This window comes from Arthrobacter sp. SD1074B, assembly GCF_056780195.1.
This window is the reverse complement of sequence record NZ_JBRAZT010000001.1, coordinates 2,286,346-2,311,425: the sequence shown is the minus strand read 5'-3', so window position 1 is coordinate 2,311,425 and position 25,080 is coordinate 2,286,346. Positions and strand designations below refer to the sequence as shown.

The window sequence follows — 25,080 nt, the reverse complement described above, 5'->3', positions numbered from 1 at the left end:
TGCTGTTGCTTCCAGTGAGCAACCTGACCACGCGACCATTGGAGCGCCATGCCCATCACAGCCCACCTTGACCTGACCCTCAAAACGGAATCCTTGCCCACGGCGCCGGCCGTGCTCCGCGACATTCTCGCCGATACGCGGGCGTTCGACGGTTGCCTCGGCGTCGACGTGCTGGTCGACAGTGCGGATCCGGCGCACATCCTTGTCGTGGAACGGTGGGCATCCCTGGAGCACGATTCCGCCTACCGCGCCTGGCGGGCCGGCGAGGGAGCGAGCGGGCTGGGAAACCTCTTGGCCGCCCCGCCGGTCCTGACGCACTTCGAGACCTCCTCCGGGATCTGAGCCCGGAGGACACAGAACGGACGACACAGAACTGAAGAGGGCCCTCCGACCGGCGTGAGCCGGCCGGAGGGCCCTCTTCATGGTTGTCGCATTGCCGGGCGTTACGCCTGGGCGGGCTCCTCGGCGGGGGCCAGCACGACATTGCTCACGGTCAGTTCGCCCTCGCCGGCCACCAGCGCCAGCTCACGCGCGTTGGCCGCGGCCTTGAGGTCGCCCAGGCCGGCCTTCAGTTGCGTGGTCAGGGACTCCGAAGCCGTGATGGTCGCGGAGAGCACCTCGGTGCGCTGCTTGACCTTGGCCTCGGACTTGGCCTTGCGGATGCCGCCCAGCGCCGCGCCCACGGTGGCGAGCAGGGTGGTGTCGCCGTCGATGTCCACGGCCGCGGGCCACTGCGCGCGGTGCACCGAGCCGGTCCGCCACCAGCCCCAGACTTCCTCCGTAGCGAACGGCAGGAACGGCGCGAAAAGCCGCAGAAGGGTGTCCAGGCTCGTCGCCAGGGCGGCCAGCACGGACGCCTGCTGGGCCTCGCCTGCGGCACCGTAGGCGCGGTCCTTGATCAGCTCCACGTAGTCATCGGTGAAGTGCCAGAAGAAGCTCTCGGTGATCTGCAGCGCCCGGGCGTAGTCGTAGTTCTCGAACGCCTTGGTGGCCTGCTGGACCACGTCGGAGAGCTGGGCAAGCACGGCGCGGTCCAAGGGGTTGGTGAGGACCGAGAGGTCGGATGAGACCACCGAGTCCTCCGTGGCACCGAGGTTCAGGACGAACTTGGAGGCGTTGAGCAGCTTGATCGCGAGCCGGCGGCCGATCTTCATCTGCGCGATTTCGTAGGCGGTGTCCGCGCCGAGTTTGGCCGAGGCCGCCCAGTAGCGCACGGCGTCCGAGCCGAATTCCTCCAGCACGTCCGTGGGCACAATGACGTTGCCCTTGGACTTGGACATCTTCTTGCGGTCCGGGTCCAGGATCCAGCCGGAGATGGCCGCGTGCTTCCACGGTGCGGTGGCCTGCAGGGCGTCGGCGCGCACCGCGGAGGAGAACAGCCAGGTCCGGATGATGTCGTGCCCCTGCGGCCGCACGTCGAACGGGAAGACCTTGTCGAAGAGGTCCTCGTCGGTGCTCCAGCCGCCCACAATCTGCGGTGTCAGGGAGGACGTGGCCCAGGTGTCGAGGACGTCGGCGTCGCCGGTGAAGCCGCCCGGCACGTCGCGCTGGGCTTCCTCGTAGCCGGGGGCGGCGTCCGCGGCGGGGTCCACGGGCAGCTGCGCCCCGGACGGGACGATCGGTGCGTCGTAGTCGGGGTTGCCGTCGGCATCCAGCGGGTACCAGACCGGGACCGGCACGCCGAAGAAGCGTTGCCGGGAGACCAGCCAGTCGCCGTTGAGCCCGGAGATCCAGTTCTCATAGCGGGAGCGCATGAACGCGGGGTGGAACTCGATCTCGTGGCCGCGGCCGATCAGGCGTTCGCGGCGGTCCTCGTCGCGGCCGCCGTTGCGGATGTACCACTGGCGTGAGGTGACGACCTCGAGGGGCTTGTCGCCCTTTTCGAAGAAGTTGACCGGGTGCATGATCTTCTTCGGTTCGCCGTCCAGCAGTTCCGCGGCGGCGAGTTGCTCCACCACGCCTTCCTTGGCGCTGAAGACCGTCTTGCCGGCGATCGCCTGGAATGCGGCGCGGCCTTCCTCAGACGTGATCCAGTCCGGAGTTTCACCGATGATGCGGCCGTCGCGGCCGACGATGGCGCGGGTGGGCAGCTGCAGTTCGCGCCACCAGGTGACATCGGTGAGGTCGCCGAAGGTGCAGACCATGGCGATGCCGGAGCCCTTGTCCGCCTTCGCGAGCGGGTGGGCCTTGACCTCCACCTCGACGCCGAACAGGGGAGAGGTGACCGTCTTGCCGAACAGCGGCTGGTACCGCTCGTCGTCGGGGTTCGCCACCAGGGCGGCGCACGCGGCGAGCAGTTCCGGCCGGGTGGTCTCGATGTAGATCTTTTCGCCCTCGGCGGTGAAAAACGGGTAGCGGTAGTACGCGCCGGCGACCTCGCGGTCCTCCAGCTCGGCCTGGGCTACCGCGGTGCGGAAGGTGACATCCCAGAGCGTGGGGGCCTCCGCCATGTACGCGTCGCCCGCGGCCAGGTTGGCCAGGAACGCCCGCTGTGAGATGGCCCGGGACTTGTCGTCGATGGTGCGGTAGGTCAGGTCCCAGTCGACGGACAGGCCGAGGGTCTGGAAGAGGTTCTCGAAGACCTTTTCGTCCTCGACGGCGAGTTCCTCGCAGAGTTCGATGAAATTGCGGCGCGAGACGACGTCGAAGTCGCGCTGGTTCTTGGCGGGCTCCGCCGGCGGCCGGTACCCGGCGTCGTAGGGGATGGCCGGGTCGCAGCGCACACCGTAGTAGTTCTGCACCCGACGCTCGGTGGGCAGGCCGTTGTCGTCCCAGCCCATCGGGTAGAACACGTTTTTGCCGGTCATCCGCTGGTAGCGGGCCAGGACGTCCGTCTGGGTGTAGGAGAACATGTGCCCGACGTGCAGCGACCCCGACGCGGTGGGCGGGGGAGTGTCGATCGAGTAGACCTGTTCCCGGGTGGTCTCCCGGTTGAACTTGTAGGTCCCTTCGTCAAGCCAGCGCCGGGTGAGGGCGGCTTCCAGCCCCTCAAGGGCGGGCTTGTCCGGAACGTTGATGGGGGCGGTGGTGGGCGTGTCTGTACCCTGCGTGTGTTCAGCCATGGGTCAATTCTTGCAGTTCTTTACACTTCGCTTCACCGCGCTTCGCTAGTTTCGCGAATCCAACTGCAATAACGTGCACCACTATGGAGGAAAATTCCGAAAGTTTCGCGATCAAGCGCATCTACGACGAGCCCGCCGACGACGACGGCTGTCGGGTCCTGGTGGACCGGCTCTGGCCGCGCGGGGTCAGCAAGGAACGCGCGCAGCTGGACTTGTGGCTCAAGGAAGTGGCGCCCTCGCCGCCGTTGCGCACGGAATTTGCCCACATGCAGGAACGGTTCGCGGACTTCCGCGCCGCCTACGAGGCGGAGCTCGAATCCAACCCCGCCGTTGGCACCCTGCGGGAACTGGCGGCCGAAAACGGGAAGGTAACCCTGCTGTTCGGCGCCAAAGACCCGGCGGCCAACCACGCTCGGGTACTGCTGGAGTTCCTCGGTCGCGGCAGGAAATGAACCGCTGATTCCCATAGGGTGGTGCCATGACTGAGGGAATCCACAACGCAGGAACTGCAACTACAGCAAAAGCGGCGGTCGTCACCGGCGCCAGCACCGGAATCGGCGAAGCCACCGTGCGCGCACTTCGGCAGGAAGGCTGGACCGTCTTCGCCGTCGCCCGCCGTGCCGAACGGCTAGAGGCGCTCGCCGCCGAGACCGGTGCCGTTGCGGTTCCCGCCGACGTGACGGTCGACGCCGACGTCGACCGTCTGCTCGAGGAGGTGACGCGCGCCGGCGGCATCGACACCCTGATCAACATCGCCGGCGGGGCCCGCGGCGCGGACAAGGTGGCCGAGGCCAAGACCGAGGACTGGCAGTGGATGTACGAGGTCAACGTGCTCGGCACCATGAAGCTCACCCGGGCGTTCCTGCCGATGCTGCGCGCCAGCGGCGAAGGCACCGTCCTGAACCTGACCTCGACGGCGGGGCTGTCCGCCTATGAGGGCGGCGGAGGGTACAACGCCGCGAAATTCGCGCAGCACGCCCTCACCGGGGCGCTGCGCCTGGAAGAGGCGGAGCACAACCTGCGCGTGATCGAGGTGGCGCCCGGCATGGTGCAGACCGAAGAATTCTCCCTCAACCGGCTCGGCGACCCGGGCGCGGCGGACAAGGTCTACGCCGGCGTCGAGAAGCCCCTCACAGCCGCCGACGTCGCCGACGTCGTCCGCTTTGCAGTCGCCGCGCCGCACCACGTCAACCTGGACCAGATCGTGATCCGCCCGGTGGCGCAGGCCTCCAACTTCAAGGTGATCCGGAAGGGCTAGGAGGGGCGCCGTTCGCCGGCGCGGGACAGCGCACACTCAACAGCGCGTCTCCATCCAGCGTTTCGACTGGGGGATCCCTGCGCCTGGTGCAGCAGTGGCCGCCGATCCCCACGGTGGCCCTGACCAATAGGCCGGGGTAGTTTCCGGTAACATCGACGTATCAGCTTTGATTCGGCCATCACCGGTGAGCTTCCGGAAGAACGCCCCGGCGCGGCAATGCGACGCGCCAGGGCCGGTAGAACCGGACGGGTAAGCCCGTCACAGCAGTCAACGAGCGGCCGACGCCGGTGCAGCGCTTTTCTTTTGATTCTTAGGAAAAGGGCGGGTCCGGTGCCGGTAAGTGAGGTGGTACCGCGGTGCCGGTGTTGTTCCTACAACACAGGAGCCGTCCTCGCATCCTGAATGAATCCCGTTGTTCACCAGCTCAACCCAGGATGTCGAGATGACCCATTACCCCAAGGCCTCAGCCGCACCGTCAGGCACCAACAGCTCTGCCTCCAACTCCTCTGGCGTGTCCGCTTCCGTGAAGTTCCCGGAGATCGAAGAGCGCATCCTCAAGTACTGGGACCAGGACGGCACCTTCCAGGCGAGCATCGACCAGCGGGATGCCGGCCAAGACGGCAGCAACGAGTTTGTCTTCTACGACGGTCCGCCCTTCGCCAACGGCCTGCCGCACTACGGCCACCTGCTGACCGGCTACGCCAAGGACCTCGTGGGCCGCTACCAGACCCAGCGCGGCCGCCGCGTCGAGCGCCGCTTCGGCTGGGACACGCACGGCCTGCCCGCCGAACTGGAAGCCATGAAGCAGCTCGGCATGACGGACAAGACCCAGATCGAAGCCATGGGCATCGACAAGTTCAACGACGCCTGCCGCGCCTCGGTGATGAAGTACGCCGACGAGTGGAAGAGCTACGTCACCCGCCAGGCGCGCTGGGTGGACTTCGAGAACGACTACAAGACGCTCAACGTCGAGTACATGGAGTCCGTGCTCTGGGCCTTCAAGCAGCTGCACGAAAAAGGCCTGACGTACAACGGCTACCGCGTGCTGCCGTACTGCTGGAAGGACGAGACCCCGCTGTCCAACCATGAACTGCGGATGGACGACGACGTTTACAAGAACCGCCAGGACCAGACCGTCACGGTCACCTTCCCCATCACCGCGGGGGAGTCGGAGCTGTCCAAGGAGCTGGCCGGCGTTCAGGCGCTCGCCTGGACCACCACGCCCTGGACGCTGCCCACCAACCTGGCTCTCGCCGTCGGGCCGGCCATCACGTACGTTGTGGTGCCGGCCGGACCGCACGGGATCAAAGCCGCGTCGGCCGAAGCCCCGGTCACGGGCAGCTTCCTGCTCGCCGCCGACCTGCTCGGCGCCTACGCCAAGGACCTTGGCTACGGCGACGGCGCCGAGGGTGCCGCCGCGGCTGAGGCCGCCGTCACGTCCCGGCACACCGGCGCCGAGCTGGAAGGCCTGACATACGAACCGCTCTGGGACTACTTCCACGACGCCGAGAAGTACGGCACCGAGAACGGCTGGCGCTTCCTGGTGGCGGACTACGTCACCACCACCGACGGCACCGGCATCGTCCACCAGGCCCCGGCCTACGGTGAGGACGACCAGAAGGTCTGCGAAGAGGCCGGCATCCCGGTGGTCCTCTCGGTCGACGAGGGCGCGAAGTTCCTGCCGCTGTTCGGCCACGGCGACCTCGCCGAGATTGCCGGGCTCCAGGTCTTCGAAGCCAACAAACCCATCACCCAGGTCCTCCGCGCACAGGGCCGCCTGGTCCGCCAGGCCAGCTACGAGCACTCTTACCCGCACTGCTGGCGCTGCCGGAACCCGCTGATCTACCGCGCGGTGTCCTCCTGGTACGTCGAGGTCACCAAGTTCAAGGACCGCATGTCCGAGCTGAACCAGGAGATCAACTGGATCCCGGGCAACGTCAAGGACGGCCAGTTCGGCAAGTGGCTCGCCAACGCCCGCGACTGGTCCATCAGCCGCAACCGCTACTGGGGCAGCCCCATCCCGGTCTGGCAGTCCAGCGACCCGGACTACCCCCGCACCGATGTCTACGGCTCACTCGCCGAGATCGAGGCCGACTTCGGCCGGCTGCCGCTGAACAAGGCCGGCCAGGTGGACCTGCACCGGCCGTTCATCGACGAACTCACCCGGCCGAACCCGGATGACCCCCGCACGCCGGAAGAGGGCCAGTCCGTGATGCGCCGCGTCGAGGACGTCCTGGACGTCTGGTTCGACTCCGGCTCCATGCCGTACGGCCAGGTGCACTACCCGTTCCAGAACGAGGAATGGTTCGACACCCACAACCCGGCGGACTTCATCGTCGAGTACATCGGCCAGACCCGCGGCTGGTTCTACATGCTGCACATCCTCTCCACCGCGCTGTTCGACCGACCGGCATTCCGCAACGTCATCAGCCACGGCATCGTGCTCGGCTCCGACGGGCAGAAGATGTCCAAGAGCCTGCGCAACTACCCGGACGTCTCCGAGGTCCTGGACCGCGACGGCTCCGACGCGATGCGCTGGTTCCTGATGTCCAGCCCGATCCTGCGCGGCGGCAACCTCGTGGTCACCGAACAGGGTATCCGCGACGGCGTCCGCCAGGTCATCCTGCCGCTGTGGAACGTCTACAGCTTCTTCACGCTGTACACCAACGCCGCGGCAGGCGGCTCGGGCTACGACGCGAAGCTGCGCTACGACGGCTACGCCGACACCCTGGATCAGTACCTGATGGCCAACACCGGGGACCTGGTCCGGAACATGACCGCCCAGCTGGACAGCTATGACATCTCCGGTGCCTGCGACGAACTGCGCGGCTACCTGGACATGCTCACCAACTGGTACGTGCGCCGCAGCCGCCAGCGCTTCTTCGACGAGAACGTCGATGCCTTCGACGCCCTCTACACCGCGCTGGAAACGGTCTGCCGGGTCGCGGCGTCGCTGCTGCCGCTGATCTCCGAAGAGATCTGGCGCGGACTCACCGGCGGGCGCTCCGTGCACCTGGCCGACTGGCCGGACGCCGGACTGTTCCCGGCCAACGCCGGGCTCGTTGAAGCCATGGACCGGGTCCAGCAGATCTGCTCCACCGGCTCCTCGTTGCGCAAGGCCGCCAACCTCCGGGTGCGGCTGCCGCTGCAGGAACTCACCGTAGTGGCACCCGGCGCGGACGCGCTGGAAGGCTTCGCCGCCGTCGTCGCCGATGAACTGAACCTGCGCTCGGTGCGGCTGCTTGACGCCGAGAGCGCCTCCCCGGAGGAGTTCGGCATCGAGCAGAAGCTCGTGGTCAACGCCCGGGCCGCCGGCCCCCGGCTGGGCAAGAACGTCCAGCAGGCCATCAAGGGCGCCAAGTCCGGCGACTGGTCGGTGGACGATGCCGGAGTGGTCACCGCCGGCGGGCTCGTCCTCGAGCCGCAGGAATACACCCTGGAAACCGTGGTTGCGGAAGCCGCCGAGGGGGAGGGATCACGCGCAGCGGCGGTCCTGCCGGGCGGCGGGTTCGTGGTGCTCAACACCGAGGTCACTCCGGAACTGGAAGCCGAAGGGACGGCACGCGACCTGGTCCGCGCCATCCAGCAGGCCCGCAAGGACGCCGGGCTGAACGTCAGCGACCGGATCCGCACCACCGTCACCGCGGCGCAGGACACCGTCGAGGCGCTGCTGGCCCACGCCGAACTGGTCAAGACCGAGACCCTGACGCTGCAGCTGGACACCGTTCCCGCCGAGGTCAAGGAACCTCAGGTCAGCGTCGAAAAAGTAACCGTTGAAGTAGGGGCATAATCCATGACCGACGAATTTTCCGTTGAGAGCGTCTACGCCGAGTTGCTGGGCCGGGCGCCGGAAAACAAGATGGAGCCGCGGCTGGCACCGCTGCACCGCGCCATGGACATCCTGGGGGAGCCGAACAAGGCGTTCCCGATCATCCACATCACCGGTACCAACGGCAAGACGTCCACGGCGCGGATGATCGAGGCGGGCCTGCGCGCCCACGGGCTGAGCACCGGCCGCTACACAAGTCCGCACCTGTCCAAAGTCACCGAGCGGATCAGCATCGACGGCGAACCCGTCCCGGATGAGACCTTCGTCCGGATCTGGGACGAGATCCGCCCATACCTGGAAATTGTGGACGGCGAACTCGTCGCCGAGGGCCAGCCCCGGCTGACCTACTTCGAGTGCCTGACGATCCTGGGCTTCGCGATCTTCGCCGACCAGCCGGTCAATGTCGCCGTGATCGAGGTCGGCCTGGGCGGGATCACCGACGCGACCAACGTCGGCGACGGCCAGGTCGCCGTGATCACCCCGATTTCGCTGGACCACACGGAGCTGCTCGGCGAGACCACCGAGGAGATCGCCTACGAAAAGGCCGGCATCATCAAGCCCGGGGGTTTCCTGATTAGCGCGGCGCAGCCCGTCGACGCTGCCCAGGTGCTGCTGGAAAAGGCCAAGGAAGTAAACGTGCCGTTCCGCTTCGAGGGCGTGGAGTTCGGCGTCGAGTCCCGCACCGTCGCCGTCGGCGGCCAGATGGTGAACATCCAGGGCATCGCGGGACGCTACGAGGACCTGCTGGTGCCGCTGCACGGTGCGCACCAGGCGGAGAACGCCGCCGTCGCGATCGCCGCGCTGGAAGCCTTCTTCGGCGCCGAAAAGCCGCTCGACGCCGAGGTGCTGCAGGAGGCCTTCGCGACCGTCACCTCGCCGGGGCGGCTGGAGGTGCTCCGGACCGCGCCGACCATCATCGTGGACGCCGCGCACAACCCGGAGGGCGTCCGGGTCTCCGCCGAGGCGATCCACGAGGCCTTCAGCTTCAGCAAGCTCGTGGTGGTGGTGGGTGTCCTGAAGGAGAAGGACGCCGAGGAAATCCTCCGCCAGCTCAAGGAATCCCTGGGCGACCTCGCTTCGGACTACTGCTTCACCCAGTCCAACTCGCCCCGCGCCGTACCGGCCGAGGACCTCGCGGAGCTGGCGCTGGATCTGGGCTTCGGCGAGGACCACGTCCACGTCGCCGAGAAGCTCGACGACGCCCTCGAATGGGCCGTGGAGCGGGCCGAGTCCAACGACGACCTAGCCGCCGGGATTCTGGTCACGGGGTCCATCACGCTTGTTGCCGAGGCCCGGATCCTGCTCGGAAAGACCGAGGCGTAACCCATGGCTAAACTCACCAAGGCCCAGCGCGAATGGCGCCCGGGCATGCCCAAGAAACGCCGTTCCACCAAGGTCATGTTCGCCTCCACGGTGCTGCTGCTGGAGGCCTTCGTGGCGCTCTTCGGCACCCTGGCGGTCTTCGGCCTCCGGCGCGGCGAGCTGCCGCCGCTGCTGGTCTTCGGGGTCGGCATCGGCCTGAGCGCGGTGCTGGTTCTGACCTGCGCGGTCCTTTCGAAGCCGTGGGGCGTTGCCTTGGGCTGGATCCTGCAGCTGCTGCTGATTCTCACCGGCTTGGTCGAACCCACGATGTTCGTGGTGGGCGGCCTGTTCGCGATCACCTGGTGGTACGGCATCCGGACCGGCATCCGGATCGACCGGGAGTCAGTCCAGCGCGAACGCGAGCAGGCGGCCTGGGAGGCCGCGAACCCCGAAGGCCAGAGCAACTAGACTTGTCCCGAACCCCACCCCAACACATTGGAGCAGCTGTGAGCACTGAGCGCACCCTAGTCCTGATCAAGCCCGACGGCGTCGCCCGCAACCTGACCGGCAGCATCATCGCCCGGATCGAAGCCAAGGGCTACACCCTGGCCGAACTGAAGAAGGTCAACGCCAGCCGCGAACTCCTCGAACAGCACTACGAAGAGCACGTCGGCAAGCCGTTCTACGAGCCGCTGGTCGAGTTCATGCTCAGCGGGCCCGTGGTTGCCGCGATCTTCGAAGGCCACCGCGTGATCGAGGGCTTCCGCTCGCTCGCCGGCACCACCGACCCGACGACGGCGGCCCCCGGCACCATCCGCGGCGACTTCGGCCGCGACTGGGGCCTCAAGGTCCAGCAGAACCTGGTCCACGGCTCCGACTCGGCCGAGTCCGCCGAACGCGAGATCAACATCTGGTTCTAACCCGTCCGGCGCGAACGGACACTTAAGCACCCCCCATAAGCGCGAACGTACACTTGGGGCCCCAATTTCCTAGGAAAGCGGGGCCCCAAGTGTACGTTCGCGCTTTATTCGTGGCGGGGGTGGCGCGGGCTCAGTAGCCGGAGGTCCCGATGAAGACCTGGATGAAGGCAAAGAAGATGGTGGCGACCACGGCGACGTACAGCAGCGCGGTCAGGATCCAGCCGGAGTCGGCCAGGATGCCGGTGGCCGCGGCGGGCAGCCGGATGACCCCGTGGCCGACGTTGCGCACGGTCACCCAGACGAACAGCGGGATCATGGCGGCCCAGACGATCATGCAGAACGGGCACAAGATGTGGATCGAGTACAGGGCCTGGGACCAGAGCCACACCACAAAGGCGAAGCCCAGCGTCACGCCGGCCTGCAGCCCGAGCCAGTACCAGCGGGCAAACCTGGCCCCGGCGAGGATGCCCATCGCCGTGGTGATGACGACGGCGAACGCGACGATCCCGATGAACATGTTGGGGAACCCAAAGACCGAGCTCTGCCAGGTCTGCATCACTTGTCCGCAGGAAATCCAGGGGTTCACATCGCAGACCGTGACGTGGCTGGGATCCTTGAGGACCTCCAGTTTCTCCAGCACCAGCGTGCCGGACGCGAGCCAGCCGACCACGCCGGTGATCAGCAGGAGCCAGGCAAACGGCCGGTCACGCGTCATCAGGGGCAGCGGGCGCTCCGCAGCGGCCGCGCCGGCGCCGCGCTCGTGGGCGGTCACGTCGTCGGGGGCGTGGGAGATGCTGGGCATGGGATTTCAGTCCTTTGCGTCGGGTGCTCTTGGGCCGATTGTATCGCCGGGGGCTGGATGTACCCGGGGAGGCGTCGTGCCGTCACCAGTGATTCGGTCCACGACGCGGACCGGATGTCCCGCTTAGCCCTGCTTTCGCGGCTCCTGTGAGACAATGAACCTGGCTGGGACGCGATCCACATTCGGGTTTCAGTCCGGCGACTTTGTTTGCAAGACCGCCAATGATGAGCAGGGCATACTTCGGATCCCTCGATCCGGCCTATCCCGCAATGCCATTGGACGGCACCTGGTTGTGACATGGGATCAACGGGTTTCAGAACAAGCTCGCCGGCCTTCCAGGGCTGCCGCACCCCACTGCCGGTGCGAACCTGGAGGTATTCAATTGACTTCTGTCAATGCCTGCGGGTGTTGACAAATATTTGCCCCCACGGGTGCCGGATGTGGCGGTACATCAGGGGCAGGAGTGTCGCCACATATGGATAATGACCAGCTAGCAGCCGGTAACAACGAAGCACCCGTTATCGAGGAAGCACCGGAAACCGCCGTTGCAACGGAGGCCCCCAAAAGGGCCACCAGAACCCGCCGCAAGGCGGCCCCCAAGGCGGAGGCCGCCGATACGGCAGCCGCGGCCGACGTCGTCGCTGACGCCGGCACCGTGACGGACGGCAGCGAGGCCGCAGAGGTCAAGGCCCCGGCCCGCCGGAGCCGGTCGCGCAAGACGGCCGCCGCCGACGTCCAGCCCGCCGCAACAGATGCAGCCGCGGATACCGCAGGGTATGCGCCTGTTGAAGCACCTGCGGAGTTGCCGGTAGCGGAGGCCGCGCCCGAGAAGCCGGTCCGCCGGCGCGCCTCCCGCGCCAAGGCCGCCCCGGCGGCCGTGGAGCCCGAAGAAACCGTGGAGACCAACGAGGTCGATGTCCGGTCTGCCGCCCCCGCCGCGGAACCGACCGCTGCGCCGGCCGCCGCAGAAACTGCCGCGGCAGGGTCCGAGGAGACCGCCGCCGAGACCAGCGCTGAATCACCTGCGCTGTTCCTCGCGCCCGGCGCTGTCACCTCGATGATCTTCCAGGCCCCGGACTTGAGCACCGTCGTGCGCCCGGCCCCGGTGGTGGCAGAGGAAGCCGAAGAAGAAGACGAAGAAGAAGCCGAGGGCGACGACGCCGGCAACCGCCGTCGCCGCCGCAGCCGCGGACGCCGCGGCCGTACCCGCGCCGCCGGCGACGCGGACACCGACGCCGAAGACGCCGCCGAGGATGCAGCGGAAACCGGCGAGGATTCCGAGGGCACCCTCGAAGAGGGCGTGACGTCGCGGCGCCGCCGTCGTCGCCGCCGGGGCGACCAGGACATCGAACTGACTGGCGGCGGGGACGACGATCCGCCCAACACGGTGACCCGCGTCCGGGCGCCGCGCGCTGTCAGCGAGGCCCCGGTCAATAACCGCGTCACCTCCGTCAAGGGGTCCACCCGGCTGGAGGCCAAGAAGCAGCGCCGCCGCGAGTCCCGCGACACCGGCCGCCGCCGCACCGTCATCACCGAGGCCGAGTTCCTGGCCCGCCGCGAATCCGTGGACCGCCAGATGATCGTCCGGCAGCGCGACGACAGAATCCAGATCGGCGTCCTGGAAGACGGTGTTCTCGCCGAGCACTTCGTCTCCAAGACCCAGCAGGATTCCCTGATCGGGAACGTCTACCTGGGCAAGGTCCAGAACGTGCTGCCGTCCATGGAAGCCGCCTTCGTCGACATCGGACGCGGCCGCAACGCCGTGCTGTACGCCGGCGAGGTCAACTGGGACGCCGTCAACCTCGAAGGCAAGCAGCGCCGGATCGAAAACGCGCTCAAGTCCGGTGACTCCGTGCTCGTCCAGGTCACCAAGGACCCGGTCGGCCACAAGGGCGCCCGCCTTACCAGCCAGATCTCGCTGCCCGGCCGCTACCTCGTGTACGTGCCCGGCGGTTCCATGACGGGCATCTCCCGCAAGCTGCCTGACGTCGAGCGCAACCGGCTCAAGCGGATCCTCAAGGACCGCCTGCCGGAAGACGCCGGCGTGATTGTCCGCACCGCGGCCGAGGGCGCCTCGGAGGAAGAGCTGACGCATGACATCAACCGTCTGCGCGCGCAGTGGGAAGGCATTGAGAGTCAGTCCACTTCCACCAAGATCCTCGCCCCCGAACTGCTTTACGGCGAACCGGACCTCACCATCAAGGTGGTTCGCGACGTCTTCAACGAAGACTTCTCCAAGCTGATCGTCTCCGGCGAGGAAGCCTGGGACACCATCGAGGCCTACGTCACCTACGTGGCTCCGGACCTGGTGGGCCGGCTCGAGAAGTGGACCAAGGACACGGACATCTTCGCTGCATGGCGCATCGACGAGCAGATCCACAAGGCCCTGGACCGCAAGGTCTTCCTGCCCTCAGGCGGCTCCCTCGTGATCGACCGCACCGAAGCCATGACCGTGGTGGACGTCAACACCGGCAAGTTCACCGGCAGCGGCGGCAACCTTGAGGAGACCGTCACCAAAAACAACCTGGAAGCGGCCGAGGAAGTCGTGCGGCAGCTGCGTCTGCGCGACATCGGCGGCATCATCGTGATCGACTTCATCGACATGGTGCTGGAATCCAACCGCGACCTCGTGCTGCGCCGCATGGTGGAGTGCCTGGGCCGGGACCGGACCAAGCACCAGGTCGCCGAGGTGACCTCGCTGGGACTCGTGCAGATGACGCGCAAGCGGATGGGCACCGGGCTGCTGGAGGTCTTCGGCGAACAGTGCGAAGCCTGCGCCGGGCGCGGCATCGTGACCCACGACGAGCCGGTAGAACACCGCCGCGCCAACACCGTCGCCGCGGAACACTACGTCCCGCGGACCGAGCACCAGCCCGCCGCCCGCAGTGAGCGCAAGCGCCGCCGGGGCAAGGGCGGCCAGGGAGCCGGCGAGGCCATGCCGTCCGCACCCGCCACGGTGCACGCCGAGCCCACTGAGGCGGAGCGCCACGCCAAGGCAGAAGCGACCCGCGCGGCACTGGCCAACATCGCCGCCGCCGCCCACGCCGCCCACCTGCACGACGGCGATGCGACAGCGGCGCCCGACGCCGAGACCCGGCAGGCCGCCCTTGAGGCGGCCGTGGAGCTGGCTTCGACGGAGGAGGCAGCCGGGCGTCCCGCGGCCGTGCTGACCTTCGGCGGCGAGCAGGTGGCCCTGCCGTTCGTTGAGCACGCGGAGGAGACCCCGCAGCCTGCGCTGACCCTGGACCTGCTCACCGAGGCATTCGCCAACCTGGGCGACGCCGAGGTCGGCAAGCCTGCCGCAGCGGCCCCGGCCGCGGCGGAGACGCCCGCAGCCGAGGTTCCCGCGGCGGAGCACCCGGCGCCTGCAGCTGCAGAGCGGTCCCGTGCCACCCGGGGCCGCGGCCGCGCCAGGACGGCTCGGATCCAGCCGCCGAGTGCACGTACCGCCGAGGCCCAGGCCCCGGCTCCCCAGGAAGCTGCGAAGGCTCCTGCGGCCCAGGCACCCGCGGCACGGGAAGCCCGCAAGGCACCCGCGGCGCAGGCACCGGTCCGCGAGGAAGCTGCCAAGGCGCCCGCGGCGCAGGCACCGGTCCGCCAGGCTCCGGCAGCGGACAGCGCCGCACCCCGCCGGGTGCGCCGGAACCGAAGCGCCAGCCGCGCCCAGGGAGCCGCTAACGAGACGTCCGTGCAGCAGCGCGGGACCACTCCGTCGGCTGCGGCCGGGTCGGTCCATGAAGCCAAGGCCCCGGAGCCGGCGAAGTCGGCCGCGAAGCCCGCTGCCAACGAACCGATCATCCTCGGCGTCGGCGTACCGGCGTCGGAGCTGTAGGCCAGCAGACACACCACGGCCCGCGGGTATCGTGCGGAAGCGACGAAGCATCAGTCGGTCCGGACGGTACCCGCGAGTCCGTTAAGGTGCGCCCGCCCCGGGCGGCCGTCATCCTGGGGGCCGACGGGGAGTTGCCGGCGTGGACAGCTAGGCTGGGGACTGACACGGGGTGCCGCGCATCGAGCCGGCTGAGATCCAGACCCGTTGAACCTGTCCGGTTAGCACCGGCGAAGGGATGTCTCTTGTCTTCATCGGCTCAGCTGCAATCGACCCTGCCAGCCGCAACCCGGCCGGCCTCAATCCTTCAGTCCGCCTTCCCGGCAGCGGAGCCCACCGACGGTGCCGCCGCCACGCAGATTCCCCGCGTGCTGGCGATCGCCGGTTCGGACCCCTCCGGCGGGGCCGGTATCCAGGCGGACCTCAAGAGCATCGCCGCGAACGGCGGCTACGGGATGGCCGTCATCACGGCGCTGACGGCCCAGAACACTCGTGGCGTCCGCTCCGTACACGTGCCGCCGGCGTCGTTCCTGACGGCACAGCTGGAGGCGGTCAGCGACGACATCACCATCGACGCGGTCAAGATCGGCATGCTCGGCGATGCCGCGGTGATCGACGCCGTCCGGGCCTGGCTCGGGAAGGCACGGCCCGCCGTCGTGGTCCTGGACCCGGTGATGGTGGCGACGAGCGGCGACCGGCTGCTGCAGGAATCCGCCGCGGCCGCCCTGCGCTCCCTGCTCCCGCTGGCCGACCTCATCACCCCGAACCTCGCCGAACTGGCCATGCTGCTTGACGAACCGCCGGCCGCGGACTGGGCCGGGGCGCTGGAACAGGGCAAGCGGCTCGCCGCCCAGGCCGGCACCACGGTGCTGGTCAAGGGCGGACACCTCGGCGACATCAGCCAGGACGGCGACATCAGCCAGGACGGCGACGGCGGCTGCCCGGACGCGCTGGTCAACACCGGGGGACTGCTTGGGCAGGAAACGGTGGTCGTGCCGGGCGAACGGATCGCCACCCGTAACAGCCACGGAACCGGCTGCTCCCTGTCTTCGGCACTGGCCACGGTGCAGGTACGGGCGGGGGACTGGGAGGCGGCACTGCGCGAGGTCAAGCCCTGGCTCTTGGGTGCGTTGCGGGACGCCGGACGCCTCAACGTCGGATCCGGCAACGGCCCCGTGCACCATTTCCACCACCTCCAGACGGCCGCCGAGGGGGAATTCGCAGCTGTCCTCGCGGGGTACGCGGATGCCGGACTGGACGCGATCTATGGCCTGGACTTCATCCGCGGGCTCGCCGACGGCACCTTGCCGGAACGGGAGTTCGCCTACTACCTCAGCCAGGACGCCCTGTACCTGACCGGCTACTCCCGGGTGCTGTCCCGCGCCGCCGCCCTCGCGCCGTCGGAAGCTGAACAGCTCTTCTGGTCCCGTTCCGCGCAGCAGTGCCTCGAAGTCGAAGCCGGACTGCACCGGAACTGGCTGGCCGCCCGCGTGGCCGACACCCGGCCGGGCCCGGTCACCAAGGCCTATGTGGACCACCTGCATGCGGCCTCACTCGCCGGCAGCTACGGCGTGCTCATCGCGGCGGCGCTGCCGTGTTTCTGGCTCTACGCAGAGGTCGGCGCCACGCTGCATCGCGAATTCATCGCTGCGGGCGCACCGGCGGCGCATCCCTACGCGGAGTGGCTGCGCACCTACGCGGACGAGGGGTTCGCGGAGGCGAGCCGGCAGGCGATCAGGTACGCCGACGCGGCTGGCCGCCGGGGCTCCGAGGCGGAGCGCGGCGCCATGGCCGAAGCTTTCGAACACTCCGCCCGCTATGAGGTGGCGTTTTTCGACGCGCCGAGGCTGCACGCCTGAGCCGGCGGGAGCGTTGCAGCCGGTAAGATAGTTGGGCGCGGTTCCGGAAGGTCGCTGCAGCACCACAGCGTGGGTCCCCTGGACGCGCGGTGTGGCGCCTGTCACGCACTGCCCGCCGGGACCAGCCTCGTTTGCGGCCGAAGGCAAATTTAGCGTAGTCTAGATCTTCGGTGCTTACGCCAACACTTGGGTTATGACCCTGAGGAACAGTTCACCCGCCCTGCGGGCAGGACTTTCCACGGGATAGCTCATGGGTTCCCCCGGGGAACCCACCGGCGTTGAGGCACAGCGTGAGCCGGTCCGAACACTTCGGCCCCAGGTTCCGCACGCAAATCTAGTAATAAACGTCGAGAGAAGTGAGTTCCCCAGTGGTGTACGCGATTGTCCGCGCAGGCGGCCGCCAAGAGAAGGTTTCCGTTGGAGACTTCGTTACCCTGAACCGCGTCCCCGGTGGAGCCGGCAGCACCTTTGAGTTGCCCGCACTGCTCCTGGTGGACGGTGACAAGGTCACGTCTGCAGCCAAGGACCTGGCCAAGGTAACGGTTACGGCTGAGATCCTGGAAGACCTTCGTGGTCCGAAGATCGTCATCCAGAAGTTCAAGAACAAGACCGGTTACAAGAAGCGCCAGGGTCACCGTCAGGAATTGACCAAGGTCAAGATCACCGGTATCAAGTAACGTTTCGTTACTGTTCAGGTCCCAGCAGATTCCCCAGAATTTTTGAAGGCAGGCATTCCAAATGGCACATAAAAAAGGCGCGAGCTCCACTCGCAACGGTCGTGACTCCAACGCCCAGTACCTTGGCGTCAAGCGCTTCGGCGGCCAGGTAGTTTCCGCAGGCGAGATCATCGTCCGCCAGCGTGGCACCCACTTCCACCCGGGCGCCGGCGTTGGCCGCGGCGGGGACGACACCCTGTTCGCCCTGACCCCCGGTGCTGTCGAGTTCGGCACCCGCCGTGGTCGTCGCGTTGTGAACATCGTGGCTGCTGCAGCTGCAGAGTAACAACAAGTTCTAAATCGGTGGGGCGGGCCAGTTGGTCCGCTCCACCGGTGTTTTAACCGCATTACAATCATCTTGGGCCCCTCGCGGACCCGAGGAACAGCACTGAGGAGATCCACGTGGCGAGCTTTGTAGACCGGGTAGTACTGCACGTATCCGGCGGTACCGGCGGCCACGGCTGTGTCTCCGTCCACCGCGAGAAGTTCAAGCCCCTCGGCGGCCCCGACGGTGGTAACGGCGGTAACGGCGGCGACGTCATCCTGCGCGTGGACCCCCAGACCACCACCCTGCTCGACTACCACCACGCCCCGCACCGGCACGCCACCAACGGCGGCCCCGGCATGGGTGACTGGCGCGGCGGTAAGAACGGCGAAACCCTGGTCCTCCCGGTCCCGGAGGGCACCGTCGTCAAGAGCAAGGACGGCACGGTGCTGGCCGACATGGTGGGCGAAGGCACCGAATTCATCGCCGCGGCCGGCGGCCTGGGCGGGCTTGGCAACGCTGCGCTGTCCTCGCAGAAGCGCCGCGCTCCCGGCTTCGCGCTGCTCGGCATCGAGGGCGACTCCAGCGACATCGTCCTGGAACTGAAGTCCATCGCCGACATCGCCTTGGTCGGCTTCCCGTCTGCCGGCAAGTCCAGTCTGATCGCGGCCATGTCAGCCGCGCGGCCCAAGATCGCCGACTACCCCTTCACCACCCTGATCCCCAACCTCGGCGTCGTGCAGGCCGGGGACGTGCGCTTCACCATCGCCGACGTCCCGGGCCTGATCGAGGGCGCCAGCGAAGGCAAGGGCCTGGGTCACCACTTCCTGCGCCACGTCGAACGCTGCGCCGCGCTGGTCCACGTGCTGGACTGCGGCACGCTGGAATCGGACCGCGACCCGCTCTCGGACCTGGCCGTGATCGAAGCCGAGCTCGAAAAGTACGCCGTTGACATGAGCTACGCCGGCTCCGACGGCGAAGTCGTGCCGCTGAACCACCGCCCCCGCCTGGTCGCCCTGAACAAGGTCGACCTGCCCGACGGCAAGGACATGGCCGAATTCGTCCGGCCCGAACTGGAAAAGCGCGGTTACAAGGTCTTCGAAATTTCCGCCACGAGCCACGAGGGACTCCGCCAGCTGGGCTTCGCCATGGCCGAGATCGTCAAGGCCGCCCGTGACGCGGTGGCCGCGACACCGCCCAAGGTCCAGGCCCCCGTGCTGCGTCCGCGCGCCGTCAACGAGAGCGGCTTCACGATCCGCCGTGAAGAGAAGAACCTGGAACCGCTGTTCCGCGTGCTGGGCGACAAGCCCGTGCGCTGGGTCAAGCAAACCGACTTCACCAATGAGGAAGCCATCGGCTACCTCGCCGACCGCCTCGCCAAGCTGGGCGTCGAAAACGAACTGTTCAAGCAGGGCGCCAAGCCCGGCGACATGGTTGTCATTGGCGAGGACGACGGCGTTGTCTTCGACTGGGAGCCGACCATGATGGCCGGCGCCGAGCTGCTGGCCTCTCCGCGCGGCACCGACGTGCGCTTTGCCGACATCGGCGACCGCCCGACCCGCGGCCAGAAGCGCGACGAGCAGCAGGAGCGCCGCGACGCGAAGGCCGCCGCGCGGGCCGAGCTGGAAGCAGAGCGCAAGGCCGGTATTTGGACCGAATCGGTCAGTGCCCGCCGCGCGCCGCAGCCGCTCAAGGAGAGTGGACTCGGCGAAGCCGATGACGAGTAACGCCGTCGTCGTCACCGGGGCAGCAGCCGCGCCCAGCCGTGCCCTGCTCTCCGGCGCCCGCCGGATCGTGGTCAAGGTGGGGTCCTCCTCACTGACGTCCATCAAGGGCGGCATCGCCGAGGAAGCCCTCACCGACCTCGCCGACGCCCTCGCGCACAAGCGCAATGCGGGCACTGAAATTATCCTCGTCTCCTCGGGGGCGATAGCCGCCGGGTTGGCGCCGCTGGGCCTGGACAAACGCCCCCGCGACCTCGCCACCCAGCAGGCCGCCGCGAGCGTGGGGCAGGGCCTGCTGATGGCGCGCTACACCCACGCTTTCGGCGCGCACGGCGTCACGGTGAGCCAAGTGCTGCTGACCGCGGACGACTTCATGCGCCGCAGCCAGCACACCAACGCCTTCCGCGCGCTGGACCGGCTGCTGAACCTCGGCGTGGTTCCGGTTGTCAATGAGAACGACACCGTCGCCACCCACGAGATCCGCTTCGGCGACAACGACCGGCTCGCGGCCCTGGTGGCGCACCTGGTCCGCGCCGACGCCCTCGTGCTGCTCTCCGACGTCGATTCGCTGTACGACGGGCCGCCAGCACACGGGGCCAAGCGGATTCCGCACGTCGCCGGCCCGCGCGACCTCGACGGCGTCTCGATCGGCAGTACCGGCAAGGCCGGGGTCGGCACCGGCGGCATGGTCACCAAGGTCGAGGCCGCGTCCATCGCCGCCGGATCCGGGATCCATGCCCTCGTGACCTCCACCGCGAACGCCGCCGCCGCACTGGCGGGGGAGGACGTGGGAACCTGGTTCTCCGTCAACGGCTCCCGCAAACCGATCCGGCTGCTCTGGCTCGCCCACCTGGCGTCCGTCCGGGGAACGCTGGTGCTCGACGACGGCGCCGTCCGCGCCGTGCGGGACCGCCACACCTCGCTGCTGCCTGCCGGGATTTCCGCCGTGCATGGCGACTTCGAAGCAGGCGACGCCGTCGAGATGGTCGGCACCGACGGCACGGTGATTGCCCGCGGCCTGGTGAACTACGGCGCCGCGGAGCTGCCGCAGATGCTTGGCCGCTCCACCCGCGAACTCGGCAAGGCGCTGGGCCGCGGCTATGACCGTGAAGTTGTTCATGTTGACGACCTGGTGCTGGTCTAAGCCCTCCGCTCGCCTAAACTTGGAGCATGACTGAGGCCCTGACTTCGCACCCCGACCTGCCGGTTCTCCACGCGCCCTCTGCGGGCCTGCCGCCGGCCGCGACGGACATCGAAGCCGCCGTGCATGCCATCGCCGACCGGTCCCGGACAGCGTCCCGCCGGATGGCCGGCGCCAATCGGGCCTGGAAGGACCGCGGACTGCGCGCCGTCGGCGCCGCGCTGCTGGAGCACCAGGACCGGATCCTGGCCGCCAATGCCAAGGACGTCGCCGCCGGCCGGGCCAACGGCACCTCGGGGGCGCTGCTGGACCGCCTCAGCCTCACCGAAGCCCGCGTGCAGGCCCTGGCCGCCGCACTGGAAAACCTTGCCAACCTGCCGGACCCGGTGGGCAACGTGGTCCGGGGCCAGACCCTCCCGAACGGGCTCCGGCTGCGCCAGGTCAACGTGCCGATGGGCGTGGTCGCGGCGATCTACGAGGCGCGCCCCAACGTCACCGTGGACATCGCCGGCCTTGCCCTAAAGAGCGGGAACGCCGTGATCCTGCGCGGCGGAAGCGCCGCCGCCGCCACCAACGAAGCCCTCGTCGGCATCCTGCGCGACGCCCTGGACTCCGTCGGCTTGCCCGCCGACGCCGTGCAGAGCGTGGACCAGTACGGCCGTGACGGCGCGAACGTCCTGATGCGCGCCCGGGGCCGCGTCGACGTCCTGATTCCGCGCGGCGGCCGCGAGCTGATCCAGACCGTGGTGATGAACTCCTCGGTGCCCGTCATTGAAACCGGGGAAGGCAACGTGCATATTTTCCTCGACGCCTCGGCGGACGAAGAGATGGCCGTCGAGATCCTGCTGAACGCCAAGACCCAGCGCCCCAGCGTCTGCAACACCGTGGAGACGCTGCTGGTCCATTCCGCGTCCACCGTGCTGCCCGCCGTCGCCGCCGCCCTGCGCGCCGCCGGTGTCACCCTGCACACCGACGAACGGATCCGCGCTGCCCTCCCGGCTGCCATCGCCTCGGTGCCGGCCACCGAGGCGGACTGGGCCACCGAATACATGGACCTGGACCTGGCGGTCGCCATGGTGGACAGCCTGGACGAAGCCGTACAGCACATCCGCACCTGGTCCACCGGGCACACCGAGGCCATCCTTACCAACGACCTGGCCAACGCCGAGCGGTTCATCGCGGAGGTGGATTCGGCCGCGGTGATCGTGAACGCCTCCACGCGCTTTACCGACGGCGGGGAGCTGGGCCTCGGCGCCGAGGTGGGCATTTCGACGCAGAAGCTGCACGCCCGCGGCCCGATGGGGCTGACCGAGCTCACCACCACGAAGTGGATCGTGCAGGGCGAGGGCCAAGTCCGGGCCTAGCAACGCGGTAACATGGAACAGAAGCCAGGAACGGCGGTATTCACCGGCGCCGTAAAGCAATCGTCAATAGTTGAACTTAGTAGGGGAGAACATGCTGTTTCAGCAGATCGCCACGTCCGTCGCAGTCGCCGTCGAACATGAGGAACTCGCGCCGCTCATTGCGCCGCCATTCGTTATCGGCGGGTCGATGTTCGTGCTGCTGCTGGTCCTGATGTTCATCACGCTGTCCTACGGCAACCTCGGCAAGCGCCACGAGGCAGTCGAGGAGCACGCGGACCCGCACCGTCAGCACCCGAACAAGCACGACCACGGCCAGGGCCACTAATATTTCCGCCACAGTGAAGCAGCACGGCGCGAAGCGCCGCCTGCGGCTGGGTGTGATGGGCGGCACCTTCGATCCGATCCATCACGGCCACCTCGTCGCGGCCAGTGAGGTCGCGGCGAAGTTCGGCCTTGACGAAGTGGTGTTTGTTCCCACCGGGCAGCCATGGCAGAAGAGCAGCCGGAAGGTCAGCGAGGCCGAGCACCGCTACCTTATGACCGTCATCGCCACCGCGTCGAACCCGCGCTTCACCGTGAGCCGGGTCGACGTCGACCGACCCGGCCCGACCTACACGATCGATACCCTCCGGGACCTGCGCACGCTGCGGCCGGACGCCGACCTGTTCTTCATCACCGGCGCCGACGCACTCGCCCAGATCCTCTCGTGGAAAGACATCGACGAGCTCTGGTCGCTGGCGCACTTTGTCGGCGTGACCCGTCCCGGGCATGTGCTGGACGGCATGGGCCGGGACGACGTGAGCCTGCTCGAGGTCCCCGCCATGGCAATCTCGTCCACCGACTGCCGGGCCCGTGTCGCGGCCGGAAACCCCGTCTGGTACCTCGTGCCCGACGGCGTGGTCCAGTACATCGCCAAGTACGACCTGTATGACGGCCAGCCCGATCCCGCGGTGGAATTCCACGAGTCGCCGCCCGCCCTCGAAACAAACCAGACCGCCAGCACCGAGTGAGCCTCCAATGAGTCAGGAACAGCCTCCCGTCCGCAGCCGCCGCGAATTGCGCCAGGCCAGGGAGGAGCGCCAGCAAGAGACCACGGGCGCCGGCACCACGGGTGCCGGCGCAGGTCAGGCTGCCCGCACACATGACGGCTCAGGTCCCGGCTCCCGGCCGGACGGCGGGGATGCCGCCACCTCCGGGCGTCCCGAGGAACCGACCGAGGCCGAGACCACCGGCCGCCGCCGTATCCCGGGCCCGGTGGACTCGGTCCGGACGACGTCCGCCGCCGAACGGTCCTCCCAGATCCGGGCCCGCGACCGTGCCGCCCTGCGCACCATCAAGGAACTTGCCGAAAAGGAAGGCCAGCTTTCACCCGGCGGAGCGCCCACGCGCCGCCAGCTCCGGCTCCAGCAGCTGGCCGAAGAAACCGCCCCTGCCACCTCCGCCAACCCGATCGTGCCGATGCCGTCGCCCCGGACCCGCTCGCACCCGGTGGTCGGGCCGGCTGCCAGGCGGCCGGCCGGCCAGGACAGCTCCGCCGGCTCAGCCGCTTCTGCGCCGGAAGCAGTCGAAGCGCGGCAGGACGCCGGCGCGCCCGGCCCGGGGGGCAAACTGCCGGAGGGGATGAGCGTTGAGCAGGCCCTCGCCGCGCGCGAGCTCCTCGCCGAGCAGGCCCGCAACCAGGTGGCAAAGATGGAACACATCGCTGCCACGGATCCGGACGCCGTCAACCCGGAGGTCCTGGCCGAGCAGATCGCCCTGGCCGAACGCGCCGCCGTGCTGAACCGGCGGGCGGCCGCGAAGCAAAAGCTGGCGGAGCAGAACAGCCAGCCGTCCCAGCCCCGCAGCGAACCCCAGAGTAACGCCCCCTCGACAGCCAGCAACCTGGCCATGGTCACGCCGCTGGAATTCGTCGAGGTCCCCGGCATGGAGCGGCCGGTTATGAAGCGCCCCGCCACGTCGTATGTCCCGCTGGTTACCAACTCCAGCCCCAAGGTCCAGCCGCCCCGCACCCCGCGCCGGCCGGGCCCGTCCCGCAAGCGGGATGCCGGTCCGGCCAACGGCCGCGCAGGCGTGCTGGCCCGTGCCGAGGCAGCTGCGCAGTCCGCCACGGCCCGCCGCCCGGCCGGGGCAGCCGCCCCGGAAAATCCCGGGGCTCCGGTGGCGGAGGAGGAGTTCGCCGCGCGTCCGCCGGTTGCTGCCAACTCCGCGTACGGGCTTGATCCGCTGGACGCCGCCACGGCCGGCCTGGGCCGCGCACGGCGACTGCGCGCCCTTCAGCTCGGCGTCCTGTCCCTCGGTGTGCTGGCCCTCATTGCCGGCATCATCCTGATCATCACCGGGTTGGCCCCCTAGCGACTGCGCCGCAGCCGCCAGCGGGCGATCCGGCCACCCCGGCCGCGTCCCAGGCGAAGCAGCCCCTTCCGACCACACAGCATTTCCAGCATTGACAGCTTTTACCTTCAGCAGCTTTTACTTTCAACAAGGAGTCCCGTGACTGCAACCGATTCATCCATCGCCACAGCCCGCCACGCAGCCCGCGCCGCCGCGGAAAAACTGGCCGACGACATTGTGGCCCTCGACGTCAGCGAGCGGCTTGCCCTGGCGGACGTCTTCCTGATCGCGTCCGCGCCGTCCGAACGCCAGGTGAACGCCATTGTCGACGGCATCGAGGATGAACTGTCCAAGTTCGACCTCAAGCCGGTCCGCCGCGAAGGCCGCTCCGGCGGACGCTGGGTGCTGCTGGATTACGCCGATGTCGTCATCCACGTCCAGCACGAGGAAGACCGCGTTTTCTACGCCCTGGAGCGGCTCTGGAAGGACTGCCCCGTCGTGGACCTGCAGCTCGGCGACGACACCTCCGCCAAGGCAACCGCGGCCACCGACGCCGAGTAGGAGGGGCGGCACCAGACGGCGCAAAACCCTGAATATGCCCGATTTGGAATTTTCAGAAGTGCTGATCTAAGATATTTGAGTTGCTTCGGAGAGAACGAGTTCGGAGCAGCGAAAATT

At 68.2% G+C, this 25,080-nt stretch carries 20 protein-coding genes and 1 riboswitch; of the genes, 18 read left to right on the top strand and 2 right to left on the bottom strand.

Annotation, left to right across the window (positions count from 1 at the left end; translation table 11 throughout):
- Positions 1-48 precede the first annotated feature (48 nt).
- Positions 49-342 (top strand): putative quinol monooxygenase, encoded by a 294-nt coding sequence (locus ACUYM2_RS10610; protein WP_481600026.1) that lies wholly within the window; start codon positions 49-51, stop codon positions 340-342.
- A 101-nt stretch (positions 343-443) separates the two neighbouring features.
- On the opposite strand, the gene valS is transcribed toward ACUYM2_RS10610, so the two are convergent.
- Entirely contained in the window at positions 444-3,062 is a 2,619-nt protein-coding gene (valS, locus tag ACUYM2_RS10605) for a valine--tRNA ligase (RefSeq protein ID WP_481600025.1), read from the bottom strand.
- Between the two features lie 83 nt (positions 3,063-3,145).
- Here valS and ACUYM2_RS10600 point away from each other — a divergent pair, with 83 nt between their 5' ends.
- The 6 genes from ACUYM2_RS10600 (at position 3,146) to ndk (ending at position 10,371) form a co-directional block, all read left to right on the top strand.
- The gene (locus tag ACUYM2_RS10600) at positions 3,146-3,514 is read left to right on the top strand and encodes a DUF488 domain-containing protein (protein ID WP_481600024.1); all 369 of its coding nucleotides are present in this window, start codon (positions 3,146-3,148) and stop codon (positions 3,512-3,514) included.
- A gap of 26 nt (positions 3,515-3,540) precedes the next feature.
- Positions 3,541-4,320: an SDR family oxidoreductase gene (locus ACUYM2_RS10595; RefSeq protein WP_481600023.1), complete on the top strand. Its 780-nt coding sequence runs from the start codon at positions 3,541-3,543 to the stop codon at positions 4,318-4,320.
- Positions 4,321-4,762: 442 nt separating this feature from the next.
- The gene (gene ileS, locus ACUYM2_RS10590) at positions 4,763-8,110 is read left to right on the top strand and encodes an isoleucine--tRNA ligase (protein WP_481600022.1); all 3,348 of its coding nucleotides are present in this window, start codon (positions 4,763-4,765) and stop codon (positions 8,108-8,110) included.
- 3 nt (positions 8,111-8,113) lie between these two features.
- Positions 8,114-9,472, top strand: coding sequence for a bifunctional folylpolyglutamate synthase/dihydrofolate synthase (locus ACUYM2_RS10585; RefSeq protein WP_481600021.1), 1,359 nt, complete (start codon positions 8,114-8,116; stop codon positions 9,470-9,472).
- Positions 9,473-9,475: 3 nt separating this feature from the next.
- Positions 9,476-9,919, top strand: a complete 444-nt coding sequence (locus ACUYM2_RS10580) for a DUF4233 domain-containing protein (RefSeq protein ID WP_481600020.1) — start codon at positions 9,476-9,478, stop codon at positions 9,917-9,919.
- Positions 9,920-9,957: 38 nt separating this feature from the next.
- Positions 9,958-10,371, top strand: coding sequence for a nucleoside-diphosphate kinase (gene ndk / locus ACUYM2_RS10575; RefSeq protein WP_481600019.1), 414 nt, complete (start codon positions 9,958-9,960; stop codon positions 10,369-10,371).
- 130 nt (positions 10,372-10,501) lie between these two features.
- Here ndk and ACUYM2_RS10570 read toward each other — a convergent pair whose 3' ends face one another.
- Positions 10,502-11,173, bottom strand: a complete 672-nt coding sequence (locus ACUYM2_RS10570) for a vitamin K epoxide reductase family protein (RefSeq protein WP_481600018.1) — start codon at positions 11,171-11,173, stop codon at positions 10,502-10,504.
- Positions 11,174-11,648: 475 nt separating this feature from the next.
- Between ACUYM2_RS10570 and ACUYM2_RS10565 the strand changes: the two genes are divergently transcribed.
- The 11 genes from ACUYM2_RS10565 to rsfS all read left to right on the top strand — a co-directional run bounded on the left by ACUYM2_RS10565 (position 11,649) and on the right by rsfS (position 24,963).
- Positions 11,649-15,005 (top strand): Rne/Rng family ribonuclease, encoded by a 3,357-nt coding sequence (locus tag ACUYM2_RS10565; protein ID WP_481600017.1) that lies wholly within the window; start codon positions 11,649-11,651, stop codon positions 15,003-15,005.
- Between the two features lie 155 nt (positions 15,006-15,160).
- Positions 15,161-15,258, top strand: a riboswitch (TPP riboswitch).
- A 46-nt stretch (positions 15,259-15,304) separates the two neighbouring features.
- Entirely contained in the window at positions 15,305-16,861 is a 1,557-nt protein-coding gene (gene thiD, locus ACUYM2_RS10560; protein WP_481601468.1) for a bifunctional hydroxymethylpyrimidine kinase/phosphomethylpyrimidine kinase, read from the top strand.
- A 368-nt stretch (positions 16,862-17,229) separates the two neighbouring features.
- Entirely contained in the window at positions 17,230-17,538 is a 309-nt protein-coding gene (gene rplU, locus ACUYM2_RS10555; RefSeq protein ID WP_175321083.1) for a 50S ribosomal protein L21, read from the top strand.
- 61 nt (positions 17,539-17,599) lie between these two features.
- The gene (rpmA, locus tag ACUYM2_RS10550) at positions 17,600-17,863 is read left to right on the top strand and encodes a 50S ribosomal protein L27 (RefSeq protein WP_009372867.1); all 264 of its coding nucleotides are present in this window, start codon (positions 17,600-17,602) and stop codon (positions 17,861-17,863) included.
- 116 nt (positions 17,864-17,979) lie between these two features.
- Positions 17,980-19,569 (top strand): GTPase ObgE, encoded by a 1,590-nt coding sequence (obgE, locus tag ACUYM2_RS10545; protein ID WP_481600016.1) that lies wholly within the window; start codon positions 17,980-17,982, stop codon positions 19,567-19,569.
- Positions 19,559-20,710 (top strand): glutamate 5-kinase, encoded by a 1,152-nt coding sequence (proB, locus tag ACUYM2_RS10540; RefSeq protein WP_481600015.1) that lies wholly within the window; start codon positions 19,559-19,561, stop codon positions 20,708-20,710. The genes obgE and proB overlap by 11 nt, the downstream gene beginning before the upstream one ends.
- Positions 20,711-20,736: 26 nt before the next feature.
- Positions 20,737-22,071 carry a glutamate-5-semialdehyde dehydrogenase gene (locus tag ACUYM2_RS10535; RefSeq protein ID WP_481600014.1) on the top strand — a complete coding sequence of 445 codons (1,335 nt, stop codon included), beginning with the start codon at positions 20,737-20,739 and terminating at the stop codon, positions 22,069-22,071.
- Between the two features lie 91 nt (positions 22,072-22,162).
- Positions 22,163-22,396 (top strand): hypothetical protein, encoded by a 234-nt coding sequence (locus ACUYM2_RS10530; RefSeq protein ID WP_481600013.1) that lies wholly within the window; start codon positions 22,163-22,165, stop codon positions 22,394-22,396.
- 55 nt (positions 22,397-22,451) lie between these two features.
- Positions 22,452-23,081, top strand: a complete 630-nt coding sequence (gene nadD, locus ACUYM2_RS10525) for a nicotinate-nucleotide adenylyltransferase (protein WP_481601467.1) — start codon at positions 22,452-22,454, stop codon at positions 23,079-23,081.
- A 7-nt stretch (positions 23,082-23,088) separates the two neighbouring features.
- Positions 23,089-24,423 (top strand): hypothetical protein, encoded by a 1,335-nt coding sequence (locus ACUYM2_RS10520; protein WP_481600012.1) that lies wholly within the window; start codon positions 23,089-23,091, stop codon positions 24,421-24,423.
- A 138-nt stretch (positions 24,424-24,561) separates the two neighbouring features.
- Positions 24,562-24,963, top strand: coding sequence for a ribosome silencing factor (rsfS, locus tag ACUYM2_RS10515; RefSeq protein WP_481600011.1), 402 nt, complete (start codon positions 24,562-24,564; stop codon positions 24,961-24,963).
- Positions 24,964-25,080: the final 117 nt, after the last annotated feature.